Raw genomic sequence first — 23,533 nt, 5'->3', positions numbered from 1 at the left:
TCTTGTTCCTTGCGCGGCAACAAAGCAGAAAGGGCGGCGAGTTTGAAGGAGAAATACGACCATGGGCAGCGGCGGTGCGACCGAGCTTTTGCTGATCCGGCATGCCCCGGCAGCGCATGGCGGCTGTTTGGCGGGGCGGCGCGATGTGCCCGCCGATTTGCCGGGCGATGCGGTGATCGCGGCGACCCGCGCGGCCTTGGGCGAGGTGCAGCTTGTGGCGAGCCCCGCGCTGCGCTGTCGGCAAACGGCGGCGGCGTTGTTTCCCGACCGCACCCCGGTCTTTGATCCGCGCCTGTGGGAACAAGATTTCGGTGCTTGGGAAGGCGTGCCCTTTGCCGATCTGCCCGATATTGGCAAGATGACGCGCCACGAGCTGGCGCAGCACCGCCCGCCGGGGGGCGAAAGCTTTGCCGATCAATGCGCGCGGGTGCATCCGGCGCTGACAGAATTGGTCGGGCAGGGCGGGCGCATTGCTGTTGTCGCCCATGCGGGGGTGGTGCGCGCCGGGCTTGCGCTGGCGCTGGATCATCTGAGCGCGGCGATCGTGTTCGATGTTGCGCCGCTTTCTGTCACCACGCTCAAGGCGCTGCCCAGCGGGCATTGGGTCGTGGGCAGCGTGAACCGGACCTTTGGATGAGACAGGCGCGCCACCTACCGGGCCATTTTGGCGAATGGGTGCAGGGGCGGCTGGGGCCGAACGGGCCCGTGGTCTTGGTCACGGCCTTTGCGCCGTCTTTGGGGCTCGCGGCATCCCATCGGCCCGGGCGCGGGCTGTCGGTGCACGGGGCGGGGCTGTCGCCCGCGCGCGCCAGGCGGTTTCTGGCGCTGTTGAACCTGCGCCTGCGCGGGCAGGTGGTGTTGCGACCCTGCGTTGCGCCGGGGCTGGGCACCGGGGTCTCGACCGCCTCGCTTGTGGCGCTGGCGCGGCTTGCGGGCTGGCAGGGCCCGCCCGAGCGTTTGGCGCAAGCCTGTATCGCGGCTGAAGGGGCCAGCGATCCGACCATGTTCGCCGCGCCCGACCGTTTGCTGTGGGCCTCGCGGCAGGGGCGGGTTCTGGCGCAGCTGCCCGCGCTGCCACGCCATGAGATTTTGGGCGGCTTTTGCGGCGCGCCCGCGCGCACCGAACCGCAAGACAGCGCCTTTCCCGATGTGGCGGACCTTGTCGCACGCTGGCAGGGCAGCGCGACCTTGGCGGATTTTGCCGCGCTTGCCTCTGAAAGTGCGGCGCGTTGCACTGCATTGCGGGGGCCGGGCGGGGCGGATATGCCTGCGCTGGTGGCGCGGCTGGGCGCACTTGGCTGGATGCGCGCGCACACCGGCGCCGCGCGCGGGTTGATTTTCGCGCCCGGCACCGTGCCCGAAGGGGCCGAGGCAGTGCTGCGCGCGGCTGGCTGGCGCGGGCTGAGACGATTGCAAGGAGGGGGCGCATGAATTTCGCCGCGATGATGCTGGTCGCCGTGGCGCTTGATCTGGCGCTTGGCTGGCCCGATCCGCTTTACAAGCGCATCGGCCATCCGGTGACATGGATCGGCGCGCTGATCGCCTTTTTGGACCGGCGTTGGAATTGCGGTGCGCAGCGCAAGGCCAAGGGCATGGCGGCTGCCGCGCTGGTGATTTTGCTGACTTGGGCGGTTGCGCATATCGTGCAAAGCCTTTTGCCGCAGGGTTGGATCGGCATTGTGATTGGCGGCGTTCTGGCATGGCCCTTGGTCGCGCTGCGGGCGATGCATGACCATGTGGCCGCTGTGGCCAAGCCGCTTTTGGCGGGCGATTTGGCGGGGGCGCGCGCGGCGGTGGCGTTTATCGTGGGGCGCGATCCTGCGCAGCTTGATACGGCGGGGGTGGCGCGCGCATCGCTCGAAAGTCTGGCCGAAAACAGTTCTGACGGGATCGTGGCACCGCTTTTTTGGGGCTGTGTCGCGGGCCTGCCCGGCATTGCCGCCTATAAGGCGATCAACACGCTCGATTCGATGATCGGCCATCGCACGGCGCGGCATGAAGCCTTTGGCTGGGCCGCGGCCAATATCGACGACATTGTGAACCTGATCCCGGCGCGGCTGACCGGCGTTTTGTTTGGTGTGGCGGCGGGCAAGCGCGCGGCGCAGGCGCTTGATATCATGCAACGCGATGCGCGCGCGCATCGCTCCCCCAATGCGGGCTGGCCCGAGGCGGCGATGGCTGGGGCGTTGGATATTCGGCTGTCGGGGCCGCGCATCTATGATGATCGTGTGTCCGACGAACCGTGGCTCAATGGCACCGCCCCGGATCCGGGGCCGCAAACCCTTGCGCGGGGGCTTGCACTTTACCGGCGCGCCATGTTCGGGATGGCGGCACTGATCGCCCTTGCTGCGGCCTTGTGGAGATTTGCATGACCCCGGATCACGCCCCGGAGACCGCCCGCGACCATGGCGGCAATATCGATGCCGCGCGCGCCCGTTTCGGCGGCACGGATTGGATCGATTTGTCCACCGGCATCAACCGCATGCCCTATCCGCTGGCGCGGATGACGCCCGCGGCCTGGACCGGCCTGCCCACCACCGCGCAAAAAGACGCGTTGATCGCGGCGGCGCAACTGGCGTTTGGCACCACCGCGCCCGGCGTGGCTTTGGCGGGGGCGCAGCAGGCGATCCAATTGATCCCGCGGCTGGGCCCGCCCGGGCGCGCCCATGTGCTGGCCCCGACCTATAACGAACATGCCGCCGCACTGCGCGCGGCAGGCTGGCAGGTCGAAGAGGTGACCACGCTGCGCGATCTGGCTGGCGCCGATCTGGCGGTGGTGGTGAACCCCAACAACCCCGATGGCCGAAGCTTCACGCCCGAGGCTTTGCGCGCGCTTGGCTTGCAGGTGCGCCGCCTTGTGGTGGATGAAAGCTTCGCCGATGCCACGCCCGAAACCTCGCTGGCCGCCAAGGCCGGGGCAAAGATCATCGTGCTGCGCTCGTTTGGTAAGTTTTACGGGTTGGCGGGGCTGCGGCTGGGCTTTGCCTTTGCCGATGCCGCGACCGTGGCAAAGCTGTCGGAAATGGCGGGGCCGTGGCCCGTGTCTGGCCCGGCGATTGAAACCGGCATTCGCGCGCTGGCCGATCGTGATTGGGCGGTGGCGACCGTGGCGCGGCTGCGGGAAGAGGCCGCGCAGCTTGATGCGCTGGCCGCGCGTGCGGGCTGGCAACTGGTCGGCGGCACGGCGCTGTTTCGCACCTATGCCACCCCCGATGCGGTGGCGGCGCAAGAAAGGCTGGCCCGGGCGCAGATCTGGAGCCGGGTCTTTCCGTATTCGCAACATTGGCTGCGATTGGGGCTGCCCGGTCCGGCTTCGGAATGGAACAGAATAGAGAAGGTCTTGACGGATGGAATTTGATCAGCCGCATCGCGATGCATTGCAAGAGGTTCTGCGCTGGCGCCGCGATGTGCGCCATTTCCGTCCCGATCCGATTGCCGAAGAGGTGATCGACCGGCTGCGCGCCACGATGGATATGGCGCCTTCGGTTGGCAATGCGCGGCCGTGGCGGGTGTTGCGGATCGACAGCCCCGAGATCCGCGCCAAGGTGTTGGAAAATTTCAATGCCGCGCGCGATGCGGCAGGCGATGCCTATGTCGGCGATCAGGCCGAGGCCTATGCGAAGCTGAAGCTACAAGGTATCGATCAGGCGCCGTTGCAACTGGCCGTTTTCACCCATCGGGACCCCGAAGCGGGGCACGGGCTGGGTCGCGCCTCGATGCCGGTGACGCTGCAACAATCGACCGCCATGGCGATCCATACGTTGTGGCTCGCCGCGCGGGCGGAAAACCTTGGCCTGGGGATGGTGTCGGTGCTCGATCCGAAGGCGATCGAGACGCTGCTTGAGGTGCCCGAGGATTGGGAATTCACCGCATGGCTGTGCATCGGCACGCCCGAATTCACCGATGATATACCGCTTTTGCACCGCGCGGGCTGGCAAGAAAACCTGCCCACCGATTGGGAGCGGCGCTAAAGCGCCAAGGCCGCGCCCACCCCGCCCCGGTGGCAGGCGCGGCCGGTTTTTTAGCGCGCCAAAGCCAATAGGCCCTGCACATCAAGATGCGCTTCCATGTGATCGGCCAAGGCATCAAGCGTGGCCTCGACCGCGGCCGCATGGCTTTGGCCCGAGGCGGCAATATCGAGGCCCTGCAAAAAGGCCGCGCGGAACGCATCGGCGGAAAACATCCCGTGCAGGTAGCTGCCCGTCACCCGGCCATTGGCCGAGGTCGCGCCCTCTGGCTGGCCGTCAATCAGCGCAAACGGGCGGGCGCGGTCCGCACCTTCGGTCTGGCCAATGTGAATTTCATAGCCCGTGACCTCCAGTCCCGTCGGCGCATGGGTGGCGCGGGTGCGGGTCAGGCGCTTGTCGGGCGTCATCACCGTATCGACCTCTAGCAACCCCAGCCCCGGCGTGGTGCCCGGCGTGCCTTCAATGCCATCGGGGTCCGCCACGGTGCGACCCAGCATCTGATAGCCGCCGCAAATGCCAAGCACATGGCCGCCACGCCGCACATGACCGGCCAGATCGATGTCCCAACCCTGTTCGCGCAAGAACGCCAGATCCCCGCGCGTGGATTTGGAGCCGGGCACGATCACCAGCTTCGCGTTGCCCGGGATCGGCTGGCCCGGCGTGACCATCACCAGATCCACCCCCGGTTCGGCGGCAAGCGGATCAAGGTCATCGAAATTCGCAATCCTTGACAGCGCAAGGCAGGCGATCACCGTGCCGCCGGTGCTGCGCCCCGATCCAAGGTCCAACGCATCTTCGGCGGGCAGCAAATGCGCCTGACGAAACCACGGCAACGTGCCGAAGCCGCGCCAGCCGGTGCGGGTTTCAATCAGCTTATACCCGTCATCGAAAAGCGACACGTCGCCTCGGAACTTATTGATCAAAAAGCCCGAAATCATTGCCGCGTCCTCGGGGTCCAGCACCGCTTGGGTGCCGACGATTTGCGCAATCACCCCGCCGCGGTCAATGTCGCCTGCCAGCACCACCGGCACATCGGCGGCGCGTGCAAAGCCCATATTGGCAATGTCTCCCGCGCGCAGATTGACCTCGGCCGGGCTGCCCGCGCCTTCGACAATCACCAGATCATGCGCTGCCTTGAGCCGCGCGAAACTGTCAAGCACCGCGCCCATCAGTTTCGGTTTCAGCCCGGCATAATCGCGCGCCTTGGTGGTGGTAAGCCGCTTGCCCTGCACCACGACCTGCGCGCCCACATCGGTTTCAGGCTTGAGCAAGATCGGGTTCATATCGACCATCGGCTCCAGCCCACAGGCCAAAGCCTGCAAAGCCTGCGCGCGGCCAATTTCGCCCCCATCCGCCGTGACGGCAGCATTGTTGGACATGTTTTGCGGCTTGAACGGCGCGACCGTCAGGCCCCGCCGCCGCGCCGCCCGGCACAGCCCCGCCACCAGCATCGACTTGCCGACATTGGAGCCCGCCCCTTGGATCATCAGCGAAGTCATGGCGCGCTCCGTGTCAGAATTCCACCCCGGGCTGGCCTTTGATGCCCGAGCGGAATGGGTGTTTGACCAAATTCATCTCGGTCACCAGATCGGCGGCCTCGATCAATTCGGGCGCGGCGTTGCGCCCGGTCAGCACCACATGGGTCAGCGGCGGCTTTTCATCGCGCAAAAAGGCGATCACCTCTTGGCGGTCGATGTAATCATAGCGCAGCGCAATGTTGATCTCGTCCAAAAGCACCATGCGGATGTCGGGGTTCAGGATCAGCTCTTTCGCTTTGGCCCAGCCGGCTTGGGCCGCCGCCACATCGCGTTCGCGGTCTTGGGTTTCCCAAGTGAAGCCCTCGCCCATCGCATGGAACTGGCACAGATCGCCAAAATGGGTGGTCAGCAAGCGTCGCTCGCCGGTGTCCCATGCACCCTTGATGAATTGCACCACCGCGCAGGGCATTTCATGCGCGATGCAACGCAAGATCATGCCAAAACCCGCCGAGCTTTTGCCCTTGCCGGTGCCGGTGGTGATGATCACCAGCCCTTTTTCGCCGGATTTCCCAGCCATGATCTTGTCGCGCGCGGCCTTTTTCTTGGCCATCTTGCTGGCATGGCGGGCCAGATCGTCGGGTTTCTCTTGCGGGGGGCTGTCGTTTTCAGACGTCATCGGGGCGGTCCTCGCGCTTGACAATAGCAGGCGTCTCGCCCACTCAGGGACGGCGCTGGTTTCTGTCCTATGACAGGCGAAGAGGGAATGCGACAGGGTTTGCGACCGAAGCGGTCAAAAACGCGAAACGCAGCCGCCCCCGCGACCGTGACCGGAGAGGGCGCCCCGCACCACTGGCATCAGCCGGGAAGGGGGGGCGACCGCGGGGGTTAGACCCCACATCCGCAAGCCGGGAGACCTGCCAGCGTGCGTATTTCGGGCGGACGGGGTGTGCCGCAACCGGGAGGGGCCTTGGTGCCCGTCTTCGGCCGTGCCCCCAAACCCATCAAGGAGGGGTGATGGCCACCACGCTTCACGTTTGCACGACCTGCCGCCGCGCGGGTGTTGACCCCGAAGGCGAAACCCGTCCCGGCGCGCTGTTGCATGCCGCGCTTGCCAATCTGCCCTGCCCCGAGGGGGTGACGATCCAGCCCGTAGAATGCCTGTCGGCTTGCACGCAGGGCTGTTCGGTGGCCCTGTCGGCGCCGGGCAAATGGTCCTATGTCTACGGTCGCATGGGCCCCGAAGATGCCGCGACCATTTTGCAAGGTGCTGCGCTTTATGACGCCAGCGCCGATGGCTTGGTGCCGTGGCGCACACGGCCCGAGATTTTCCGCAAGCAAAGCCTTGCCCGTATCCCCCCGCAAGTTCTGCCCGTTCAGGAGTAAGCCATGTCGGACCTCGTCAAAATCCCCGTCACCGTGATCACCGGCTTTCTGGGCGCGGGCAAAACCACGCTGATCCGCCATTTGATGGCGAACCCGCAGGGCCGCACGCTTGCGGTGTTGGTCAATGAATTTGGCACTGTGGGGGTGGATGGCGAAATTCTGCGCCAATGCGCCGATGAAAATTGCCCCGATGAAAACATTGTCGAACTGGCCAATGGCTGCATTTGCTGCACCGTCGCCGATGACTTCATCCCGACGATCGAGGCACTGATGGCGCGGCCCAATCGCCCCGATCACATCTTGATCGAGACCTCGGGCCTTGCGCTGCCCAAGCCGCTTTTGAAGGCGTTTGACTGGCCCGCGATCCGCTCGAAAATTACCGTGGATGGCGTGATTGCCGTGGCCGATGCCGAGGCCGTGGCGGCGGGCCGCTTTGCGCCCGATGAGGCGGCGGTGGAGGCGCAGCGCAAAGCCGATGACAGCATCGACCATGAAACGCCGCTTTCGGAAGTGTTTGAAGATCAGATCGCTTGCGCGGATTTGGTGCTGCTTTCCAAAGCGGACCTCGCGGGCGAATCCGGCTTGGCCGCCGCACGCGCGGTGATTGAGGCCGAGGCCCCGCGCAAGCTGCCGATCCTGCCGATGGTCGAGGGTACGATTGATCCGGCGGTCGTGCTGGGCATCGGCGCGGCGGCGGAAGATGATCTGGCCGCGCGGCCAAGCCACCATGATGGCGCCGATGATCACGAGCATGATGATTTTGAAACCGTGGTGATTGAGCTTCCCGAAATCGCCGATCCGGCGGCACTGGTGGCGGCGATTGAACGCTTGGCCAACGAGCAAAATATCTTGCGCGTCAAAGGCCATGTGGCGGTGGCGGGCAAGCCGATGCGGCTTTTGGTTCAAGCGGTGGGCGCGCGGGTGCGCCACCAATATGACCAGCCGTGGGGTGAGCGCGCCCGCCGCTCCGCGCTTGTGGTCATTGCCGAACATGATGATGTGAACGAAGCCGCGATCCGCGAGGTGCTGCTGTCTGGGGTGTCTGCCTGATGCATGTCGTCTTTCGCGAAAGCCACGGGCTTGAGGAAACCGAGGTGCCGACCGATCTTGGTCAGCGCCCGGCGGATCTTGTGGCGCTGTCCTTTTCGGACAGCGATCTTGGGGCTTTCGCGGCGGGCTGGAAACGGGCGGGCGGCAAGCTGCCCTCTTTGCGGCTGGCGAACCTTGTGGCTTTGCGCCACCCGGTCTCGGTCGATACCTATGTCGAAAATACGCTTTCGGGTGCCAAGGGCATTTTGATCCGCCTGATTGGCGGGGAGGCTTATTGGCCCTATGGGCTGGCTTCTGTCCAAGATCTGTGCCGGCGCAAGGGGATTGCGCTGGCGGTGCTGCCCGCCGATGGTCGTGATGACGAGCGCCTTGATGCGCTGTCGACCTTGCCGGTTTCGACCCTGCGGCGGCTCAAAGAGCTGTGTGATGCAGGCGGCGCGGTGGCGGCGCAAGCGGCGCTTGCGCAACTCGCGCTGGCCTCGGGCCTTTATGCGCCGCCGGTGCCCGGCGATAAGCGCCTGCCCGATTGGGGCTTTTATGACCCGGCCACGGGCGTGATCGCCGCACCAGAGGGGGAGGGGCCCTTGGCGCTGGTGTCGTTTTACCGGTCTTACCTGACCGCCGCCGATACCGCGCCCGTGGATGCGTTGATCGACGGGTTGCGTGCACGCGGCTTTGCCGCTTACGGGCTTTTTGCAGCCTCTTTGAAGGCCGAGGGTTTGGGCGATGCGGTGCAAACCCGGCTTGCGGGGCGCCAACCGGCTTTTATCGTCAATGCGACCGCCTTTTCGGCGCAGGGCAAAGACGGCACCACGCCTTTTGACCGCTATGGCGTGCCGGTGTTCCAAGTCGCCCTTTCGACCGCGCGCAAGCGCGATTGGGCCGAGGCCGAGCGCGGCCTTTCGCCCGCCGATCTGGCGATGCATGTGGTGCTGCCCGAGGTGGATGGGCGGCTTTTTGCTGGCATCGTGTCGTTCAAGGCGCCCGAACCGCGCGACCCCGACCTTGAATACGCCCGCTTTGCCCACCGCGCCGATGCGGGGCGGATCAAGGCCGCGCTGGACCGGATCACGGGGTGGTATGCGTTGGCCCAAACCCCGGTCGATCAACGCCGCTTGGCGGTGGTGCTGTCCACCTATCCGGGCCGCGATTGGCAGATGGCCCATGCGGTGGGGTTGGATGCTTTGGCCTCGACCGAAGGCTTGCTGACCCAATTGGCCGATGAAGGCTACGGGGTGGCCGAGGGCGCGCCGGTGGACAGCCTGACCACCGCACGCCACGCGTGGCCGCTTGCTGATTATCTTGCTGCGCTGGAAACCCTGCCCGAAAGCTTGCGCCAAGATCTGCAACAGGCTTGGGGCAAGCCCGAAGACGACCCCGCGTTCCATGACGGGGTCTTTCATTTTGCTGCACTGCAGCGCGGCGCGGCATGGGTGGCGCTGCAGCCCGAGCGCGGCGAGGTCACGACCCGCGAGGACGACTATCACGACCTCAGCCGCACCCCGCGCCATGGCTATGTGGCGTTTTATCTTTGGCTGCGCGCGCAAGGCGTGCAGGCGCTGTGCCATATGGGCGCGCATGGCACGCTGGAATGGTTGCCGGGCAAAGCGGTCGCGCTTTCGGAAAGCTGCTGGCCCGAAGCGCTTTGGACCCGCCCTGTCATTTACCCGTTCATCGTCAACGACCCTGGCGAGGCCGCACAGGCCAAGCGCCGTTTGGGCGCGGTGACGCTGGGCCACCTGCCGCCGCCGCTTGCCCAAGCCGCCGTGCCCGAAGGGATGACGCGGCTGGAACGGCTCTTGGATGAATATTCCACTGCCGACGGGCTCGACCCCGCGCGCCGGGACCGGCTGATTGCCGATATTCGCGATGAGGCGCGCGCTTCCGGGGTCGAGGACGACCTTGGCATTCCGCCGGATGCCTCTGCCGCCGAAGCGATCACCCGGATCGACCGCTTTGTCTGCGACATCAAGGAAAGCCAGTTTGGCGACGGGTTGCATGTGTTGGGGCAGGGCGCTTGCGGGGCGGAGGAACGCGCGGGCCTGACCGCCGCGCTTGCGGGGGCGCGTGTCGCCCCCGGCCCCTCGGGCAGCCCCGCGCGGGGCCGGTCTGATGTGCTGCCCACCGGGCGCAACCTCTTTGCCGTTGATCCGCGCGCCGTGCCCTCGCGCGCCGCCCATGCCCAAGGCGTGAAACTGGCCGAGGAACTGCTGCGCAAACATCTGCAAGACCAAGGCGATTGGCCCAAGGGGCTGGTGATTGACCTGTGGGGCAGCGCCACCATGCGCACCGCAGGTGAAGAATTCGCAATGGCGCTGCATTTGGCGGGGCTGAAGCCGCAATGGGACGAAAGCGCGGCCCGCGTCTCGGGGGTGGAGGTTATTCCGCTGGCGCTTTTGGGGCGGCCGCGCATTGATGTGACGCTGCGCGTCTCGGGCCTTTTTCGCGATATATTCCCCGGCCTCGCGCAGCTTTTTGAAACCGGGGCCGAGGCTTTGGCGGCCCGCGAAGAAAGCGCCGATGACAACCCCTATCACCGCCCCGCGCCGCGTGTCTTTGGCCCGCGTCCGGGACAATACGGGCTTGGCATGGGCGAAGCGCTCGATCAATTCACCCCCGAGGCGCGCGCCGCCGCGGGTGAGGCTTGGCTCAATGCATCATCCTATGCCATTGATAAAATGGGGGATATTCGCGCCGACCGGGCGGGGCTTGAAGCCCGCCTGAGGGGGGCGGACAGTTTCGTCCATGCCCAAGACTTGCCGGAATCCGATGTGCTTTTGGCCGCCGATTACGCGGCGCATGAGGCGGGTTTTGCCGCCGCCTTGGCGCGGCTTGGCGGGGTGGCCCCTGCGCTTTATCACCTTGACGCAACCGATCCGAACCGTCCCCGCGCCCGCACTTTGCCCGAAGAAATTGCCCGCGTGGTCCGCGCCCGCGCCACAAACCCGGCGTGGATTTCGGGCATGATGCGGCATGGTTTTCGCGGCGGGGCGGAAATTGCCGCCACGCTTGACCATATGGCCGCTTTCGCGCATCTGGCCCAAGTGGTGCCCGCGCATCTGTTTGACCTTTATCACGCGGCCACCTTGGGCGATGAGGCTGTGGTCGATTTTCTCGAAACCGCCAATCCGCAGGCACTGGCGGCGATGCGCGACCTTTTCCAACGCTTGGCCGAGGCGGGGCTGTGGGAAACCCGGCGCAATTCGATTGCCGCCAGCCTTGAAGAAAGGTTATGAGCGGTCCATTCGATCCGGAGACCTGCAATGCCCCATGAATATGAAAAGGACGGCGCGAAGATTTACGTGCAATCCTTTGCCACGATCCGTGCCGAGGCCGATCTGGCCCGCTTCACCCCGGAAGAAGAAGTTGTGGCCGTGCGGATGATCCATGCCGCCGGGATGGTGGGGCTGGAACAGCATGTGCGTTTTGCACCGGGCATGGCGATTGCCGCGCGCGCGGCGCTGGAGGCAGGGGCACCGATCCTGTGCGATGCGCGCATGGTCAGCGAAGGCATCACCCGTGCGCGCCTGCCGGCAAACAACGAAGTGATTTGCACGCTGCAAGATCCGCGCGTGCCCGATATGGCGCGCGACATGGGCAACACCCGCTCTGCCGCCGCTTTGGAATTGTGGCGGCCCAAGCTGGCTGGCGCGGTGGTGGCGATTGGCAATGCCCCGACCGCACTGTTCCATCTGCTAAATATGCTTGAAGACCCCGCGTGTCCGCGCCCGGCGGCGATCATCGGTTGCCCGGTGGGCTTTATCGGCGCGGCGGAAAGCAAGGCCGCCTTGGCTGCGGCGAACCCGGTGCCTTGGGTGATTGTCGAAGGGCGTTTGGGCGGTTCTGCCATCACCGTGGCGGCGGTGAATGCGCTGGCCTCGCGGAAGGAATAAACCATGGGGCGGATCATTTGCGCCGGGCTTGGCCCCGGTGACCCAGACCTCATTTCGGTCAAATCTGACCGCGCCATTCGCGGCGCCACCGATATTGCCTATTTCCGCAAAGCGGGGCGCGCGGGCCAAGCGCGCCGCATTGTCGAGGGCATGCTGGCCCCGCAAGTGACCGAACATGCGATGGAATATCCGGTCACGACTGAACTGCCCTTTGACAGCCCCGCCTATATCGCTGCGTTGGCCGACTTTTATGATGATTGGGCCGCGCGGCTGTTGGAGCTGTCGAAAACCCGTGACATCGTGGTTTTGTGCGAAGGCGATCCCTTCCTCTATGGCTCGTTCATGCATCTTTACACCCGCCTTCTGGGCAAGGTGGAGGTAGAGGTGATCCCCGGCATTCCGGGCATGGTGGGCTGTTGGACGGCGACGGGCACCCCGATCACTTGGGGCGATGATGTGCTGACGGTGCTGGCGGGCACCTTGCCTGAAGATGACCTGATCCGGCATATGGCGGCGGCGGATGCGCTGGTTATTATGAAAACTGGGCGCAATCTGCCCAAGATCAAACGCGCCTTGGCGGCGGTGGGCAAGCTCGAGGCCGCATGGCTTGTCGAACGCGGCACCATGCCCACGCAGCGCCTTGCCAAAATGACCGATGTGGCCGCCGAAGATTGCCCCTATTTCGCCATCGTGCTGGTGCACGGGCAGGGGCGGCGGCCCGAGAAAGGAACCCCGGAATGAGCGGTTGGGTTGTGGTGGCCGGGCTTGGCCCCGGCGATGAGATGCTGGTCACGCCCGAGGTGACGGCGGCGGTGGATCAGGCGACCGATATCGTGGGCTACATCCCTTATGTCGCCCGCATCGCCCCGCGCGAAGGGCTGACATTGCATGCCTCGGACAACCGGGTGGAACTGGACCGTGCGCGCCATGCCCTTGAAATGGCCCGCGATGGCAAGCGCGTGGTGATTGTTTCGTCTGGTGATCCGGGCGTCTTTGCGATGGCGTCTGCTTTGTTCGAGGCCTATGAGGCGCATCCCGAATTTGCTGCGACCGAGATTCGCATTCTGCCGGGGATTACGGCCATGCTGGCTGCTGCTGCGGCGGCGGGCGCGCCCTTGGGGCATGATTTCTGCGCCATAAACCTTAGCGACAATCTCAAGCCGTTTGAACTGGTGGAACACCGTCTGCGCCATGCTGCGCGCGGCGATTTTGCGATGGCGTTTTACAACCCGCGCTCCAAATCGCGCCCGCATCAATTCACCCGCGTGCTTGAGGTGCTGCGCGAGGAATGTGAGCCCGAGCGGCTGATCTTGTTTGCCCGCGCGGTCTCCACACCCGAGCAGCGGATTACCACCGTCACTTTGGCCGAGGCCACGCCGGAAATGGCGGATATGCGCACGGTGGTGCTGGTGGGCAATTCCACCACCCGCCGCGTGGGCCCGTGGGTCTATACCCCGCGCGGCGTCGCGCCGTGATCGGCAAGCCAGTGCAGCACCTCGTCCAGCGTGGCGCGGATGCTGCGCTGCGGCACCGGCGGCCGATCAATCAAAATCACCGGAATCCGCAGCGCGCGCGCGGCAATCAGCTTCGCTTCTGCCCCTGCGCCCCCGGCGTTTTTCGCGACGATATGGGTGATGTTTTCGCTGCGCAGCAAGTCGCTATCCCCTTGAACATCAAAGGGGCCCCGCGCCACCACTGCGCGAGCATTTTGCAGCGGCAGCATTTCACCCGGCGGGTCCACCAAGCGCAGCAAATAGAAATGCTGCGGTGCAGCGTTGAACGCCGCAAGGTTCTGCTTGCCGATGGCCAGAAACACCCGCGCGGGCTCATGCGGCAGTGCCGCAATTGCGCCTTCCAGATCGGGGACATGGGTCCATTGGTCCCCCGTCTGCGCGGCCCAAGGCGCGCGCTCAAAGGCGCAAAGCGGCACCCCGGTTTGGGCGCAAGCGGCCACGGCATTTGTGCTCATTTGCGCGGCGAACGGGTGCGTGGCATCAATCACATGGGTGATGTTTTCGGCTTTCAGAAAAGCGCAAAGGCCATCGACCCCGCCAAAACCGCCCACCCGCGTGGGCAGGGGTTGGGGCACGGGCCTATCGGTGCGCCCGGCATAGGAAAACACCGCGTCAAACCCTTGGTCTGCAAGGGTTTTGGCCAATCGGCTGGCTTCCGTGGTGCCGCCCAGCAAAAGGAGGCGTGTCATGTCTGATCCTTGGGTCACGATCATTGGTTTGGGCGAAGATGGCCTTGATGGGCTGCCCTTGGCAAGCCGAGAAGCGCTGGATCGGGCGCAACTGATCTTTGGCGGGCCGCGGCATTTGGCGCTGGTGGGCGCGGGGGATCGCGGGCGGCCTTGGCCGGTGCCGTTTGACATAGCGCCTGTGTTGGCCGTGCGCGGCACGCCCGTGGTGGTGCTGGCCTCGGGCGATCCGTTTTGGTGCGGCGCGGGGGCGAGTTTGGCGGCGAAGCTTTCGGCGCATGAATGGCGCGCGATCCCGGCACCCGGCGTCGTGTCGCTTCTGTGTTCGCGGCTTGGCTGGCGGGGCGAAACCGTCACGGCGATGGGCCTTCATGCCGCGCCCTTTACGCGGTTGCGCCCCGAATTGGCGCGCGGCGCGCAGATCATTGTGACAATGCGCGATGGCGCGGCGGTGGGGGAACTCGCCGCTTGGCTTACGGCCCACGGCTATGGCGCGGTGCGGATGGTGGTGGCAGAAAACTTGGGCGGCCCGCAAGAGCGGCTGCGCAGCATTGCCGCGCAAGACTATGACCTGAAAGAGGTTTCCGCTTTGGTGGCGGTTGCGCTTGATGGTGCAGACCTTGCCCCAGAGCTGGGGCTTTCGCGTGTGCCGGGGCGGCCCGAAAGCGCGTTTCAGCATGACGGCCAAATCACCAAATCGCCGTTTCGCGCACTGACGCTTGCGGCGCTTGCCCCCCGCAAGGGGGAGCTTTTGTGGGATATTGGCGGCGGATCGGGCTCTGTCTCGGTGGAATGGTGCTTGGCCGGGGGCCGGGCGCTGACGATAGAGCCGCGCGCGGATCGGATTGAAAACATCAAAGCCAATATCGCGGGCTTCGGTCTTGGCGCGCAAATGCAGGCAATCCACGGCGCAGCCCCCGATGCTTTGGACGGTTTGCCGCTGCCGGAGGCCGTTTTCATCGGCGGCGGCGGGTCAGAGGCGCTTTACACCCGGCTATGGGAGCTTTTGCCGCAAGGCACGCGGCTCGTGGCGAATGGGGTGACGCTGGAGACAGAAAGCCTGCTCGCCAGCCTGCACGCGCGCCATGGCGGCAGCTTGATGCGGGTCGATATTGCGCAAGCCGAGCCCTTGGGGCGGATGCACGGTTGGGCGGTCGCGCGCCCGCAGGTGCAATGGAGTGTGGTGCGGTGAGGGTCGCGGGCCTTGGCTTTCGCAAGGGCACGGTGGATTTCACCGCCGCGCTTTTGGCTGCCGGGCCGGTGGATGCCCTTGCAACCGCCGCGGAAAAGGCCCAAGAGCTTGCCGCCGCCCTGCCGGGGCAGCGCGTGATCGGGGTTGAGGTGCGCGGGGTGAAAACGCCCACGCAATCGCCCCGCGTTTTGGCGCTGATGGGCACAGGATCGGTGGCCGAGGCGGCGGCGCTGAAAGCCGCAGGCCGGGGCGCGCGGCTCGTAGGGCCAAGACAGGTGATCGGCGGGGTAACGCTTGCCGTTGCGGAAGGAGAGGGCGAATGACGGGGGTTGCACAATGACGGTGCATTTCATCGGTGCGGGGCCGGGCGCGGCAGATCTGATTACCCTGCGCGGGCGCGATTTGATCGCCTCTTGCCCGGTGTGCCTTTACGCGGGAAGCCTTGTGCCGCTTGCGCTGCTAAGCCACTGCCCGGACGGCGCGAAAATTGTCAACACCGCGCCGCTCAGCCTTGATGAGATTATCGCCGAAATTCAGGCCGCCCATGAAGCAGGTCACGATGTGGCGCGGCTGCATTCGGGCGATCTGTCGGTCTGGTCGGCCATGGGCGAACAGCTGCGCCGATTGCGCGCGTTGAATATCCCCTATGATGTGACGCCGGGCGTGCCCTCGTTCGCGGCGGCGGCGGCCACGTTGGGGGCGGAACTGACCCTGCCGGGCGTGGCGCAATCGGTTATTCTCACCCGCACCTCTGGCCGCGCCTCGGCCATGCCCGAGGGCGAAACGCTGGAAAACTTTGCCCGCACCGGCGCGGTTTTGGCCATTCACCTCTCGGTCCATGTGCTTGAAGATGTGGTGGAAAAGCTCACCCCATATTACGGGGCGGATTGCCCGGTGGCGGTTGTCTGGCGCGCAAGCTGGCCCGATCAGCGCGTGGTACGCGCGACGCTGGGCAGCCTGCAAACGGCGGTGGGCGCCGAGATGGAGCGCACCGCGCTGATCATGGTGGGCCGCTCGCTTGATACCGAAGAGTTCGACGAAAGCCGTCTTTACGCAGGCGATTATGACCGCCGCTACCGCCCCGTCGGCACCGAGCCGCGTTTTCCGGAGGGCACGGAATGAGCAACTCCGCCCCCGGTCATGTCTCTTTCGTTTCCTCGGGTCCGGGGGATCCGGACCTTCTGACGCTGAAGGCCGCCGATCGGCTGGCCAAGGCCGATGTGGTGCTGTTTGACGATTTGTCCTCGGGGCCGATCTTGGGGCATGCGCGCGAAGGGGCGGAACTGATTGCCGTGGGCAAACGTGCGGGCCGCCCTTCGCCCAAGCAAGACCATGTCAGCCGGTTGCTGGTCGATCATGCGCTGACCGGGCAAAAGGTCGTGCGGCTGAAATCGGGCGATTCCGGTCTGTTTGGGCGGCTGGAAGAAGAGATTATCGCCTTGCAAGGCGCTGGTATTTCTTATGAAATCATCCCCGGCGTGCCGTCGGCCTTTGCCGCCGCGGCGGCGGCGGGCATCCCGCTGACGCGCCGGTTGACCGCGCGGCGGGTGCAATTTGTGACGGGCGCCGATGTGACCGGCGATCTGCCCGAAAGCCTGAATTGGGCGGCCTTGGCTGATCCGGGCGCGACCACGGTGGTCTTCATGGGCAAGCGCACCTTCCCGAAGCTGGCCGCCGATCTGGTCGCGCATGGGCTCTCCCCCGACACGCCCGCGCTTTTGGCCGAAGCGGTGGGCCACCCGGAGCAAAGCCTGACGCGTTCCACCATCGCCAAGCTGGCCGCCGAACTGGCCGAGGTGCGCTCGCACCACCCCGCGCTGATCCTTTACGGCCCGCTTTACGACCCGGAGGGCTAAGATGATCGAGCTTACGCTGATTGGCATTGGCACCGGCAATCCGGCCCATGTCACCTTGCAAGCGATTGGCGCGATGAACGCGGCCGATCTGATCTTGATCCCGCTTAAGGGGGCGGACAAATCCGACCTTGCGGGCCTGCGCCGCGCGATCTGTGCCACCCATATCACCAACCCGGCCACCAAGGTTGTGGAATTTGATCTGCCCGTGCGGGATGCGGCGAACCCGTCTTACCGCAAGGGGGTGGATGATTGGCACGATGCGATTGCCGAGGCGTGGCTGGCCCAAATCACCGCGCAATGTCCGGACCTAAAGGGAAAAGTCACGCTTTTGGTCTGGGGCGATCCCGCGCTTTATGACAGCACATTGCGCATTGCCGCGCGGTTGGAGCAGCGCATCGCGCTGACCACCAAGGTCATTCCCGGCATCACGGCGATTCAGGCGCTGTGCGCGGCCCATGCGATCCCGCTCAATGACATTGGGGCGCCCTTTGTCATCACCACCGGGCGGCAAATCCGCGACCACGGTTGGCCCGCCGCCGCCGACACCGTGGTGGTGATACTTGATGGCGAGTGTTCGTTCCAAAGCCTTGATCCGCAGGGCATTTCGATCTGGTGGGGCGGCTGTGTCGCGATGCCCGAAGAGGTGTTGGTGGCCGGGCCTTTGGCCGAGGTGGGCGATCAGATCCTGTCCACCCGCGCGGCCTTGCGCGCCACCCATGGCTGGGTGATGGATATCTATCTGATGCGCCGCAGCCGCTAACGGGGCGATGCGCGGGCGCTTGCTGTCCGCGCCATCTGCGCTACTGTGGCGCCACCATGACCGCGATGCCTGTTCCCCCCGATTTGCCGAATGATGTGTCTGTGCTGGTGATTGGCGCGGGGCTGGCGGGTCTGTGCGCGGCGATTGCGGCGCGCGCGGCGGGGGCCTCGGTCGTGCTGATCGATGCCGCCCCGGTCGAACGTTTGGGCGGCAATGCACGCCATGGCCGCAATATTCGCGTGGCGAATGCGCATGAAACGCCCTTCCAGCGCGATGCTTATCCGGCGGCGGAATATGCGGCGGATCTTGCCCGGATTGGCTGCCCCGATCCTGCCTTGGCGCAGGCGTTGGCCGAAGGTTCTGCCGATCTGGCCGACTGGCTGCAAGCGCAAGGCGTGCGATTGGAACCTTGGGCCGCAGGGAACCTGCCCTATTCGCGTCGCACCGTGTTTTTGCGCGGCGGCGGGCAGGCCTTGGTCAATGTGCTTTTGCGCCGCGCGGCGGGGCTGGGGGTGGTGATCCGGCCCCGGTCCACGGTCACGGCCCTTGATCCCGCGCTTTTGGACCCGGGGGCGCCGGGGCCCTTTGCCATTGCTTTGCACACGCCCACAGGCGCGCAAACGATCCGCGCGCAAACGGTCATTCTGGCCTGTGGCGGCACGGGGGCCGATCTGACGGCGCCGATGGCCAACCGCGGCACGCCAGAGCAATTGGGCGCACCGCTTTTGTGGGCGCTGGCGCAGGGCGCGCAAGCGGCGGGCAGGCCGGGCGATGGCCATGTCGTCGCCGTCGATGCCCGCGCCGCGCGCCATGATGCGGGGATCGTCAGCCGCGTCGATGGTATGCATCTGGGCGTCGTCGTAGGGCCCGATGGGCGGCGCTTTTATGACGAGGCACGCGTGACCAGCCCAGGGCGCCATTCCGTCTTGGCGCGCGAGATGACCGCGCGCCCCGATCCGCGCGCCTGGATCATTCTGGGGGCTGCGGCGGTCGATGCCTTGCCGCCGCTTCTGCTGCCGCCGATCCCTGCGGCAACGCCGCAAGCGCTGGCCCAAGCGTGCGGCATCGATCCGGCCGGTCTGGCCGAAAGCTTGCATGCCGCGCTTGACCCGCCGCGCGGGGCGCCGGTCGATCTGACGCCGCCCTTGCACGCGATCCCGGTGGTGCCGGGGATCGGCTTCACCCGCCACGGGCTGGCAATCGATCCGCAGGGGCGGGTGATTTGTGCCGATGGCAGGCCCGCGCCGCGCTTTTTTGCCGTGGGCACGGTGTCTTGCGGCGCGGTGTTAGGAAGCGGCTATTTGTCGGGGGCGGGGCTGTCGATTGCCGCCGTGTTCGGACGCGCCGCCGGGCGTGCGGCAGCCGCTTTGGCCCCCAAGACCAAGGTGCCACCCCAACCGCTGCCCAACCGCGCGCCACCCGCCGCGCAGCCTGCCCGCGTGGCGCGGGCAGAGGCGACACGCGCGCTCAATATCTGTAACACCTGCGGCTTTTGCACCGCCTTGTGCGCGGTCTTTCCCGCTGCGCAACGCCGCCCCGCACTGCGCCCCGGCGATTTGCGCCATCTGGCGCATCTGTGCCACGATTGCCGCTCTTGCGCCTATGATTGCCAATATGCGCCGCCGCATGATCTGGCGGTAAACCTGCCCGCGACCTTGGCCGCCGCGCGGCGGCGCGAGTATAAGGGCGAGGGGCGCGGGGCCGCGCCTTTGTTCTGGGCGCTGACCCTTGGCCTGCCGGTATTGGCGCTGATCTTGCTGCCCTGGGCCGCGCTTTTCGGCACGCATCAGGGGCCGGGGGCGTTTTACGCGGTGGTGCCGCATGCGCTGATGTCAGGCGGGGCGGGGGCTGTGTTCGCTTGGGCGACGCTTGCGCTGCTGATACGCTTTGCGCTTTATTGGCGCGCAATCCGGGGGCCCGCCGCGCCGGTCACTTGGGCGGCCTTTAAGACCGGGCTTCTTGAGGCAGTGACCTTACGCAATCTGGGCGATTGCGAAGATCGTGCGGGCCCGGTGGGGCAGGGGCGGCGCATCGCGCATCACCTGCTGGCGGGGGGCTTTGTGCTGACGTTTTTCGCCACGGTGGCGGGCTATCTGTTGCACCTGTCTGGCCAGCCTGCGCCCTATCCGTGGTTCAGCGCACCGGTGGTCTTGGGCGCCAGCGGCGGCGTGGCGATGCTGGCGGGGCTTGGCCATTTGCACGCCGCGCGCCGCAGGTTGGACCCCACGCCCACCGACCCGGCGATGGCGCGGGCCGATCGTTTTGCGCGCGCGCAATTGGCCACGCTTGCGGGCTCCGGCCTTTTATTACTGGTTTTGCGCGACACGCCTTTGATGGGGCTGCTTTTGGCGCTGCATCTGGGGGCGGTGGCGGGGTTTGCGCTGCTGTTGCCCTTTGGCAAGCTGGCGCATGGCGGCTTTCGGCTGCTGTCGCTGATCCGCCATGCAGCGGAAGAGGCAGGCAAGCTTGACAAAAGCCGCCGCCCCACGCCATGACCTCCGGCATGGTGCATGAAAATTCCCTTTGGCCCAAGGGCCTTGCCATTGCGGCCCCCGCCTCCGGTTCGGGCAAGACAACGCTGACCTTGGGGCTTTTGGGCGCCTTGCGCGCCCGTGGCCATGTGGTGCAGCCCTTCAAAAACGGCCCCGATTATATTGATCCCGCCTTTCATGCCGTGGCGGCGGGCCGGGTCAGCTACAACCTTGATGGCTGGGCGATGGGCGCGGGGCTTTTGCGCAGCATTGCGGCACAGGCGATGGGCGCCGATATCGTGGTGTTTGAAGGTGCGATGGGCCTTTACGATGGCACGCCCGATCCGGGGCGGGACGGGCGCGGCACAACGGCGGAACTGGCCAAGCGCTTTGGCTGGCCGGTGGTGTTGGTGCTTGATGCCAAGGGGCAAGGGCAATCGGCCGCTGCCACCGCGCTCGGTTTCGCGCGCCACCCCGAGGCGCCGCCCTTCGCCGGGGCGATCATGAACAATGTCGCGAGCCCCCGGCATGAAGCGATGATCCGCTCCGAGATGGACCGGCTTGGCCTGCCGATGCTGGGGGCCTTGCCGCGCAATCCCGAGATTGTGCTGCCCGAACGCCATCTGGGGCTTGTGCAGGCGGGCGAGCAGGCAGACCTGCCGCAGGTTTTGGCAAAGCTTGCGGATTTCGTTGCCGACCATGTCGATCTTGCGGCGCTTGAAGCCGCCGCCGGGGCCGCGCCCGCCCCCACACCCGGGCCGTGGCCCAAACCGCCCGCGCAGCGCATCGCATTGGCCCGTGATGTCGCCTTTGCCTTTGCCTATCCGCATATGCTGGAAGGCTGGCGGCGGGCCGGGGCCGAAATCTTGCCGTTTTCACCGCTGGCCGATGAGGCCCCCGATCCAAGCGCCGATCTGGTGTGGCTGCCCGGCGGTTACCCGGAATTGCACGCGGGCCAGCTTGCGGCGGCGTCGCGCTTTTTGACCGGGCTGCGCGCCTTTGCCCAAACCAAGCCCGTGCATGGCGAATGCGGCGGTTACATGGTTTTGGGCGCGGCCTTGATCGACAAGGCGGGCACGCGCCATGCGATGGCCGGGCTGTTGGGGCTGGTCACCAGCTATGAAAAGCGCCGCCTGCATCTGGGCTACCGCAAAGCCACGTTGCAGGCGCCGATGCCGGGGCAGGCGGCAGGGGCCACGCTTTGGGGCCATGAGTTCCATTATTCGACCATTCTGGAGCAGCCCGACGCCCCCTTGGCCGAGGTGCGCGGCGCCGCCGGTCAAATGGTGCCCGAAACCGGTTCGGTGCGCGGCCAGGTCAGCGGCAGCTTCTTCCATCTGATCGCGGAGTGAGCGCCCGCCGGACCCGTTCGCAGGTCTGTCAGTTCTGCGCAAGCCGCCCCGCTTGGGCTGCGCGGAACCAGTCGCGGATCGCGGCGCGGTCTTCGGGTTCCATGAAATTGGCGCTGCCGGGCGGCATCGCATCGGTCAGCCCGGCGAAGATATAGACCTGTTCGGCTTGGTTCGCGATCGCTGCGGGCGTATCAAGCACCAGCCCGCGCGGTGCGCTGGCAAACCCTGCCCATGCGGGTTCGGGCATATGGCACATCGCGCAATGCGCGCTGACCAGATCGGCCACATCTTCAAACCCCTCTGCCGCGGCGAAATGCTGGCCCATCGGGGTGAGCGCGGTTTCCTCTTCGACGGGCGTTTCGCGCAGGGTGGAAAGCCAGACGCAAGCGGCAAACAGCAACAGCGTCACCGGGATCGTCCAATAGGGGCTGCCCTTGCCCGCATGGCGGGTGTTGAACCAATGCCGGATCGTGATCCCCATCAGGAAGACCAAGGTTGCAATCACCCAGTTCCACGGCCCCGCGAAAGACAGCGGGTAGTGGTTCGACAGCATGAAAAAAATGACCGGCAAGGTCAGGTAGTTATTATGCATCGAGCGCAGCTTGGCGATGCGGCCAAATTCCGGATCGGGCGTGCGCCCTGCCTTCAGATCCGCCACCACGATCTTTTGGTTCGGGATAATCACCAAGAACACATTGGCGGTCATGATCGTGGCGGTATAGGCGCCCAAATGCAAAAACGCGGCCCGGTCAGTAAAGACTTGCGCATAGCCCCAAGCCATCGCCGCCAGCGCGGCCAGCAACACCCCCATGAAGGCGGCTGGATAGTGGCCCAGCTTCGATTTGCAGGCCGCGTCATAAATCAGCCAGCCAATCGTCAAAGACCCCGCCGAAATCGCCATCGCCTGCCACGGTGCCAGATCCAGCTTCAACGGGTCGATCAAGAACAGATCGGCGCGATACCAATAGACCAGCATCAGCATCGCCGCGCCCGAAAGCCATGTCGCGTAGCTTTCCCATTTGAACCAGATCAGATGCTCGGGCAGGCGCGCGGGCGCGACCAGATATTTCTGGATGTGATAAAAGCCCCCGCCATGCACCTGCCATTCCTCGCCCGCCGCGCCCGGCGGCAGATCGGGCGCTTTGCGCAGGCCCAGATCAAGCGCGATGAAATAAAACGATGAGCCGATCCAGGCGATGACGGTGATGATATGAAACCAGCGCATCGCAAAGGACGCCCAGTCCCACAAAAGGGCGGTGTCGAGCATTATTTGTCTCCTTTGCGGTAACGCTAGCGGCGCGGCGATGCGGCCTCCAGCATAAAATTCGGGCAGGTGCCGCGCGGGGTTGCATCTGCCCGTTTTTGCGCCTTTTCTGTGGGGCGGATGCCGCAGAATGGACCGCAGTCAAAGGGGGCGCTTTTGGAAATTGAACCGCTGACGGCCGAAGCTTTCGCCCCCTTTGGCGATCTGATCGAAGTGGCCGGGCCGCCGACGAAAATGATCAATGCAGGGATGTGCGGCCGCCATGACGATTTGGCGCGGCTTGATTTTGATCCCGATCAGGGCGGACGCGCGGGGATTTCGCTTTTTGATGCGCAGGCGCGCGCGCTGCCCTATGCGCTGGATCTGGTGGAACGGCATCCTTTGGGCTCGCAGGCGTTTTTGCCGCTGGATGGGGTGCCGTTTCTGGTTTGCGTGGCCGAGGATGATGGCGGCACACCGGTGCGGTTTCGCGCCTTTCTCACCGCACCGGGGCAGGGGGTGAACCTGTTGCGCAACACATGGCATGGGGTGCTTGCGCCGATGGGCGCGCCGGGGCGCTATGCGGTGGTGGACCGGATCGGGGGCGGCGTGAACCTAGAGGAATATCCGCTTGACCCGCCGATCATGATTTCTGGGTAGGCGCGGCGTCGCTTTGGCCCCGTGATC

23 protein-coding genes and 1 riboswitch are annotated in these 23,533 nt (G+C 65.7%); of the genes, 19 read left to right on the top strand and 4 right to left on the bottom strand.

The annotated features are described in order from the left end of the window. The first annotated feature begins 61 nt into the window (after positions 1 to 61). The 5 genes from CKO11_RS04070 to bluB are packed head-to-tail and all read left to right on the top strand — an operon-like array spanning position 62 to position 3,971. On the top strand, positions 62 to 637 hold the full coding sequence (locus CKO11_RS04070; RefSeq protein ID WP_223633236.1) for a histidine phosphatase family protein: 576 nt from the start codon (positions 62 to 64) through the stop codon (positions 635 to 637). Continuing rightward, entirely contained in the window at positions 634 to 1,431 is a 798-nt protein-coding gene (locus CKO11_RS04065) for a propanediol utilization protein (RefSeq protein ID WP_223633233.1), read from the top strand. The genes CKO11_RS04070 and CKO11_RS04065 overlap by 4 nt, the downstream gene beginning before the upstream one ends. Next, entirely contained in the window at positions 1,428 to 2,372 is a 945-nt protein-coding gene (gene cbiB, locus CKO11_RS04060; RefSeq protein WP_223633230.1) for an adenosylcobinamide-phosphate synthase CbiB, read from the top strand. The genes CKO11_RS04065 and cbiB overlap by 4 nt, the downstream gene beginning before the upstream one ends. Continuing rightward, on the top strand, positions 2,369 to 3,358 hold the full coding sequence (gene cobD, locus CKO11_RS04055; protein ID WP_223633228.1) for a threonine-phosphate decarboxylase CobD: 990 nt from the start codon (positions 2,369 to 2,371) through the stop codon (positions 3,356 to 3,358). Before cbiB ends, cobD begins: the two co-directional genes overlap by 4 nt. After that, positions 3,348 to 3,971: a 5,6-dimethylbenzimidazole synthase gene (gene bluB / locus CKO11_RS04050; protein ID WP_223633226.1), complete on the top strand. Its 624-nt coding sequence runs from the start codon at positions 3,348 to 3,350 to the stop codon at positions 3,969 to 3,971. The genes cobD and bluB overlap by 11 nt, the downstream gene beginning before the upstream one ends. A 50-nt stretch (positions 3,972 to 4,021) precedes the next feature. On the opposite strand, the gene CKO11_RS04045 is transcribed toward bluB, so the two are convergent. Both CKO11_RS04045 and cobO read right to left on the bottom strand, forming a co-directional pair. Beyond that, positions 4,022 to 5,467 (bottom strand): cobyric acid synthase, encoded by a 1,446-nt coding sequence (locus tag CKO11_RS04045; RefSeq protein WP_223633224.1) that lies wholly within the window; start codon positions 5,465 to 5,467, stop codon positions 4,022 to 4,024. A 13-nt stretch (positions 5,468 to 5,480) separates the two neighbouring features. After that, positions 5,481 to 6,122 (bottom strand): cob(I)yrinic acid a,c-diamide adenosyltransferase, encoded by a 642-nt coding sequence (gene cobO, locus CKO11_RS04040; protein WP_223633222.1) that lies wholly within the window; start codon positions 6,120 to 6,122, stop codon positions 5,481 to 5,483. A 39-nt stretch (positions 6,123 to 6,161) separates the two neighbouring features. After that, a riboswitch (cobalamin riboswitch) is annotated at positions 6,162 to 6,383 on the top strand. 77 nt (positions 6,384 to 6,460) lie between these two features. Between cobO and CKO11_RS04035 the strand changes: the two genes are divergently transcribed. Genes CKO11_RS04035 through cobJ form a run of 6 tightly spaced genes read left to right on the top strand, consistent with a single transcriptional unit; the run spans position 6,461 to position 13,247 of the window. Then, positions 6,461 to 6,829, top strand: coding sequence for a DUF1636 family protein (locus tag CKO11_RS04035; protein WP_223633220.1), 369 nt, complete (start codon positions 6,461 to 6,463; stop codon positions 6,827 to 6,829). Positions 6,830 to 6,832: 3 nt separating this feature from the next. Beyond that, positions 6,833 to 7,879, top strand: a complete 1,047-nt coding sequence (gene cobW / locus CKO11_RS04030; protein ID WP_223633218.1) for a cobalamin biosynthesis protein CobW — start codon at positions 6,833 to 6,835, stop codon at positions 7,877 to 7,879. Then, complete coding sequence (gene cobN / locus CKO11_RS04025) at positions 7,879 to 11,115, top strand: cobaltochelatase subunit CobN (RefSeq protein WP_223633214.1); 3,237 nt, start codon at positions 7,879 to 7,881, stop codon at positions 11,113 to 11,115. The genes cobW and cobN overlap by 1 nt, the downstream gene beginning before the upstream one ends. 27 nt (positions 11,116 to 11,142) lie before the next feature. Next, positions 11,143 to 11,772, top strand: a complete 630-nt coding sequence (locus tag CKO11_RS04020; protein WP_223633211.1) for a precorrin-8X methylmutase — start codon at positions 11,143 to 11,145, stop codon at positions 11,770 to 11,772. A gap of 3 nt (positions 11,773 to 11,775) precedes the next feature. Continuing rightward, positions 11,776 to 12,513 carry a precorrin-2 C(20)-methyltransferase gene (locus CKO11_RS04015; protein ID WP_223633208.1) on the top strand — a complete coding sequence of 246 codons (738 nt, stop codon included), beginning with the start codon at positions 11,776 to 11,778 and terminating at the stop codon, positions 12,511 to 12,513. After that, positions 12,510 to 13,247: a precorrin-3B C(17)-methyltransferase gene (gene cobJ / locus CKO11_RS04010; RefSeq protein WP_223633205.1), complete on the top strand. Its 738-nt coding sequence runs from the start codon at positions 12,510 to 12,512 to the stop codon at positions 13,245 to 13,247. Before CKO11_RS04015 ends, cobJ begins: the two co-directional genes overlap by 4 nt. Here cobJ and CKO11_RS04005 read toward each other — a convergent pair. After that, the gene (locus CKO11_RS04005) at positions 13,220 to 13,975 is read right to left on the bottom strand and encodes a cobalt-precorrin-6A reductase (RefSeq protein WP_223633203.1); all 756 of its coding nucleotides are present in this window, start codon (positions 13,973 to 13,975) and stop codon (positions 13,220 to 13,222) included. The genes cobJ and CKO11_RS04005 overlap by 28 nt on opposite strands. Between CKO11_RS04005 and cbiE the strand changes: the two genes are divergently transcribed. The 7 genes from cbiE to CKO11_RS03970 are packed head-to-tail and all read left to right on the top strand — an operon-like array spanning position 13,974 to position 21,603. Beyond that, positions 13,974 to 15,164 (top strand): precorrin-6y C5,15-methyltransferase (decarboxylating) subunit CbiE, encoded by a 1,191-nt coding sequence (gene cbiE / locus CKO11_RS04000; protein WP_223633201.1) that lies wholly within the window; start codon positions 13,974 to 13,976, stop codon positions 15,162 to 15,164. The genes CKO11_RS04005 and cbiE overlap by 2 nt on opposite strands. Beyond that, on the top strand, positions 15,161 to 15,487 hold the full coding sequence (locus CKO11_RS03995; RefSeq protein ID WP_223633199.1) for a cobalamin biosynthesis protein: 327 nt from the start codon (positions 15,161 to 15,163) through the stop codon (positions 15,485 to 15,487). Before cbiE ends, CKO11_RS03995 begins: the two co-directional genes overlap by 4 nt. A gap of 13 nt (positions 15,488 to 15,500) precedes the next feature. Further along, complete coding sequence (gene cobM / locus CKO11_RS03990; RefSeq protein WP_223633197.1) at positions 15,501 to 16,286, top strand: precorrin-4 C(11)-methyltransferase; 786 nt, start codon at positions 15,501 to 15,503, stop codon at positions 16,284 to 16,286. Continuing rightward, positions 16,283 to 17,020: a uroporphyrinogen-III C-methyltransferase gene (cobA, locus tag CKO11_RS03985; RefSeq protein ID WP_223633195.1), complete on the top strand. Its 738-nt coding sequence runs from the start codon at positions 16,283 to 16,285 to the stop codon at positions 17,018 to 17,020. Before cobM ends, cobA begins: the two co-directional genes overlap by 4 nt. Position 17,021: 1 nt before the next feature. Then, positions 17,022 to 17,780, top strand: coding sequence for a precorrin-6A synthase (deacetylating) (cobF, locus tag CKO11_RS03980; protein ID WP_223633193.1), 759 nt, complete (start codon positions 17,022 to 17,024; stop codon positions 17,778 to 17,780). 56 nt (positions 17,781 to 17,836) lie between these two features. Beyond that, entirely contained in the window at positions 17,837 to 20,275 is a 2,439-nt protein-coding gene (gene tcuA / locus CKO11_RS03975) for an FAD-dependent tricarballylate dehydrogenase TcuA (protein WP_317851793.1), read from the top strand. An 8-nt stretch (positions 20,276 to 20,283) separates the two neighbouring features. Continuing rightward, entirely contained in the window at positions 20,284 to 21,603 is a 1,320-nt protein-coding gene (locus tag CKO11_RS03970; protein WP_223633190.1) for a cobyrinate a,c-diamide synthase, read from the top strand. A 28-nt stretch (positions 21,604 to 21,631) separates the two neighbouring features. On the opposite strand, the gene CKO11_RS03965 is transcribed toward CKO11_RS03970, so the two are convergent. Then, positions 21,632 to 22,870, bottom strand: a complete 1,239-nt coding sequence (locus CKO11_RS03965) for a urate hydroxylase PuuD (protein ID WP_223633187.1) — start codon at positions 22,868 to 22,870, stop codon at positions 21,632 to 21,634. Positions 22,871 to 22,987: 117 nt separating this feature from the next. On the opposite strand from CKO11_RS03965, the gene CKO11_RS03960 reads away from it, so the two are divergent. Further along, positions 22,988 to 23,506, top strand: coding sequence for an ureidoglycolate lyase (locus CKO11_RS03960; protein WP_223633184.1), 519 nt, complete (start codon positions 22,988 to 22,990; stop codon positions 23,504 to 23,506). Positions 23,507 to 23,533 lie beyond the last annotated feature (27 nt).

This window comes from Rhodobacter sp. TJ_12 (assembly GCF_020023995.1).
Classification (GTDB): domain Bacteria; phylum Pseudomonadota; class Alphaproteobacteria; order Rhodobacterales; family Rhodobacteraceae; genus Rhodobacter.
The sequence above is the reverse complement of the archived record's forward strand: the minus strand, read 5'-3'. Positions and strand labels throughout refer to the sequence as shown.

What these genes read in the sequence shown, in the direction of transcription:
- CKO11_RS04070 (WP_223633236.1), top strand. Translation starts at nt 62, where the DNA reads ATGGGCAGCGGCGGTGCGACCGAGCTTTTGCTGATCCGGCATGCCCCG.
- CKO11_RS04065 (WP_223633233.1), top strand. Translation starts at nt 634, where the DNA reads ATGAGACAGGCGCGCCACCTACCGGGCCATTTTGGCGAATGGGTGCAG.
- cbiB (WP_223633230.1), top strand. Translation starts at nt 1,428, where the DNA reads ATGAATTTCGCCGCGATGATGCTGGTCGCCGTGGCGCTTGATCTGGCG.
- cobD (WP_223633228.1), top strand. Translation starts at nt 2,369, where the DNA reads ATGACCCCGGATCACGCCCCGGAGACCGCCCGCGACCATGGCGGCAAT.
- bluB (WP_223633226.1), top strand. Translation starts at nt 3,348, where the DNA reads ATGGAATTTGATCAGCCGCATCGCGATGCATTGCAAGAGGTTCTGCGC.
- CKO11_RS04045 (WP_223633224.1), bottom strand. Translation starts at nt 5,467, where the DNA reads ATGACTTCGCTGATGATCCAAGGGGCGGGCTCCAATGTCGGCAAGTCG.
- cobO (WP_223633222.1), bottom strand. Translation starts at nt 6,122, where the DNA reads ATGACGTCTGAAAACGACAGCCCCCCGCAAGAGAAACCCGACGATCTG.
- CKO11_RS04035 (WP_223633220.1), top strand. Translation starts at nt 6,461, where the DNA reads ATGGCCACCACGCTTCACGTTTGCACGACCTGCCGCCGCGCGGGTGTT.
- cobW (WP_223633218.1), top strand. Translation starts at nt 6,833, where the DNA reads ATGTCGGACCTCGTCAAAATCCCCGTCACCGTGATCACCGGCTTTCTG.
- cobN (WP_223633214.1), top strand. Translation starts at nt 7,879, where the DNA reads ATGCATGTCGTCTTTCGCGAAAGCCACGGGCTTGAGGAAACCGAGGTG.
- CKO11_RS04020 (WP_223633211.1), top strand. Translation starts at nt 11,143, where the DNA reads ATGCCCCATGAATATGAAAAGGACGGCGCGAAGATTTACGTGCAATCC.
- CKO11_RS04015 (WP_223633208.1), top strand. Translation starts at nt 11,776, where the DNA reads ATGGGGCGGATCATTTGCGCCGGGCTTGGCCCCGGTGACCCAGACCTC.
- cobJ (WP_223633205.1), top strand. Translation starts at nt 12,510, where the DNA reads ATGAGCGGTTGGGTTGTGGTGGCCGGGCTTGGCCCCGGCGATGAGATG.
- cbiE (WP_223633201.1), top strand. Translation starts at nt 13,974, where the DNA reads ATGTCTGATCCTTGGGTCACGATCATTGGTTTGGGCGAAGATGGCCTT.
- CKO11_RS04005 (WP_223633203.1), bottom strand. Translation starts at nt 13,975, where the DNA reads ATGACACGCCTCCTTTTGCTGGGCGGCACCACGGAAGCCAGCCGATTG.
- cobM (WP_223633197.1), top strand. Translation starts at nt 15,501, where the DNA reads ATGACGGTGCATTTCATCGGTGCGGGGCCGGGCGCGGCAGATCTGATT.
- cobA (WP_223633195.1), top strand. Translation starts at nt 16,283, where the DNA reads ATGAGCAACTCCGCCCCCGGTCATGTCTCTTTCGTTTCCTCGGGTCCG.
- cobF (WP_223633193.1), top strand. Translation starts at nt 17,022, where the DNA reads ATGATCGAGCTTACGCTGATTGGCATTGGCACCGGCAATCCGGCCCAT.
- tcuA (WP_317851793.1), top strand. Translation starts at nt 17,837, where the DNA reads ATGACCGCGATGCCTGTTCCCCCCGATTTGCCGAATGATGTGTCTGTG.
- CKO11_RS03970 (WP_223633190.1), top strand. Translation starts at nt 20,284, where the DNA reads ATGGTGCATGAAAATTCCCTTTGGCCCAAGGGCCTTGCCATTGCGGCC.
- CKO11_RS03965 (WP_223633187.1), bottom strand. Translation starts at nt 22,870, where the DNA reads ATGCTCGACACCGCCCTTTTGTGGGACTGGGCGTCCTTTGCGATGCGC.
- CKO11_RS03960 (WP_223633184.1), top strand. Translation starts at nt 22,988, where the DNA reads ATGCCGCAGAATGGACCGCAGTCAAAGGGGGCGCTTTTGGAAATTGAA.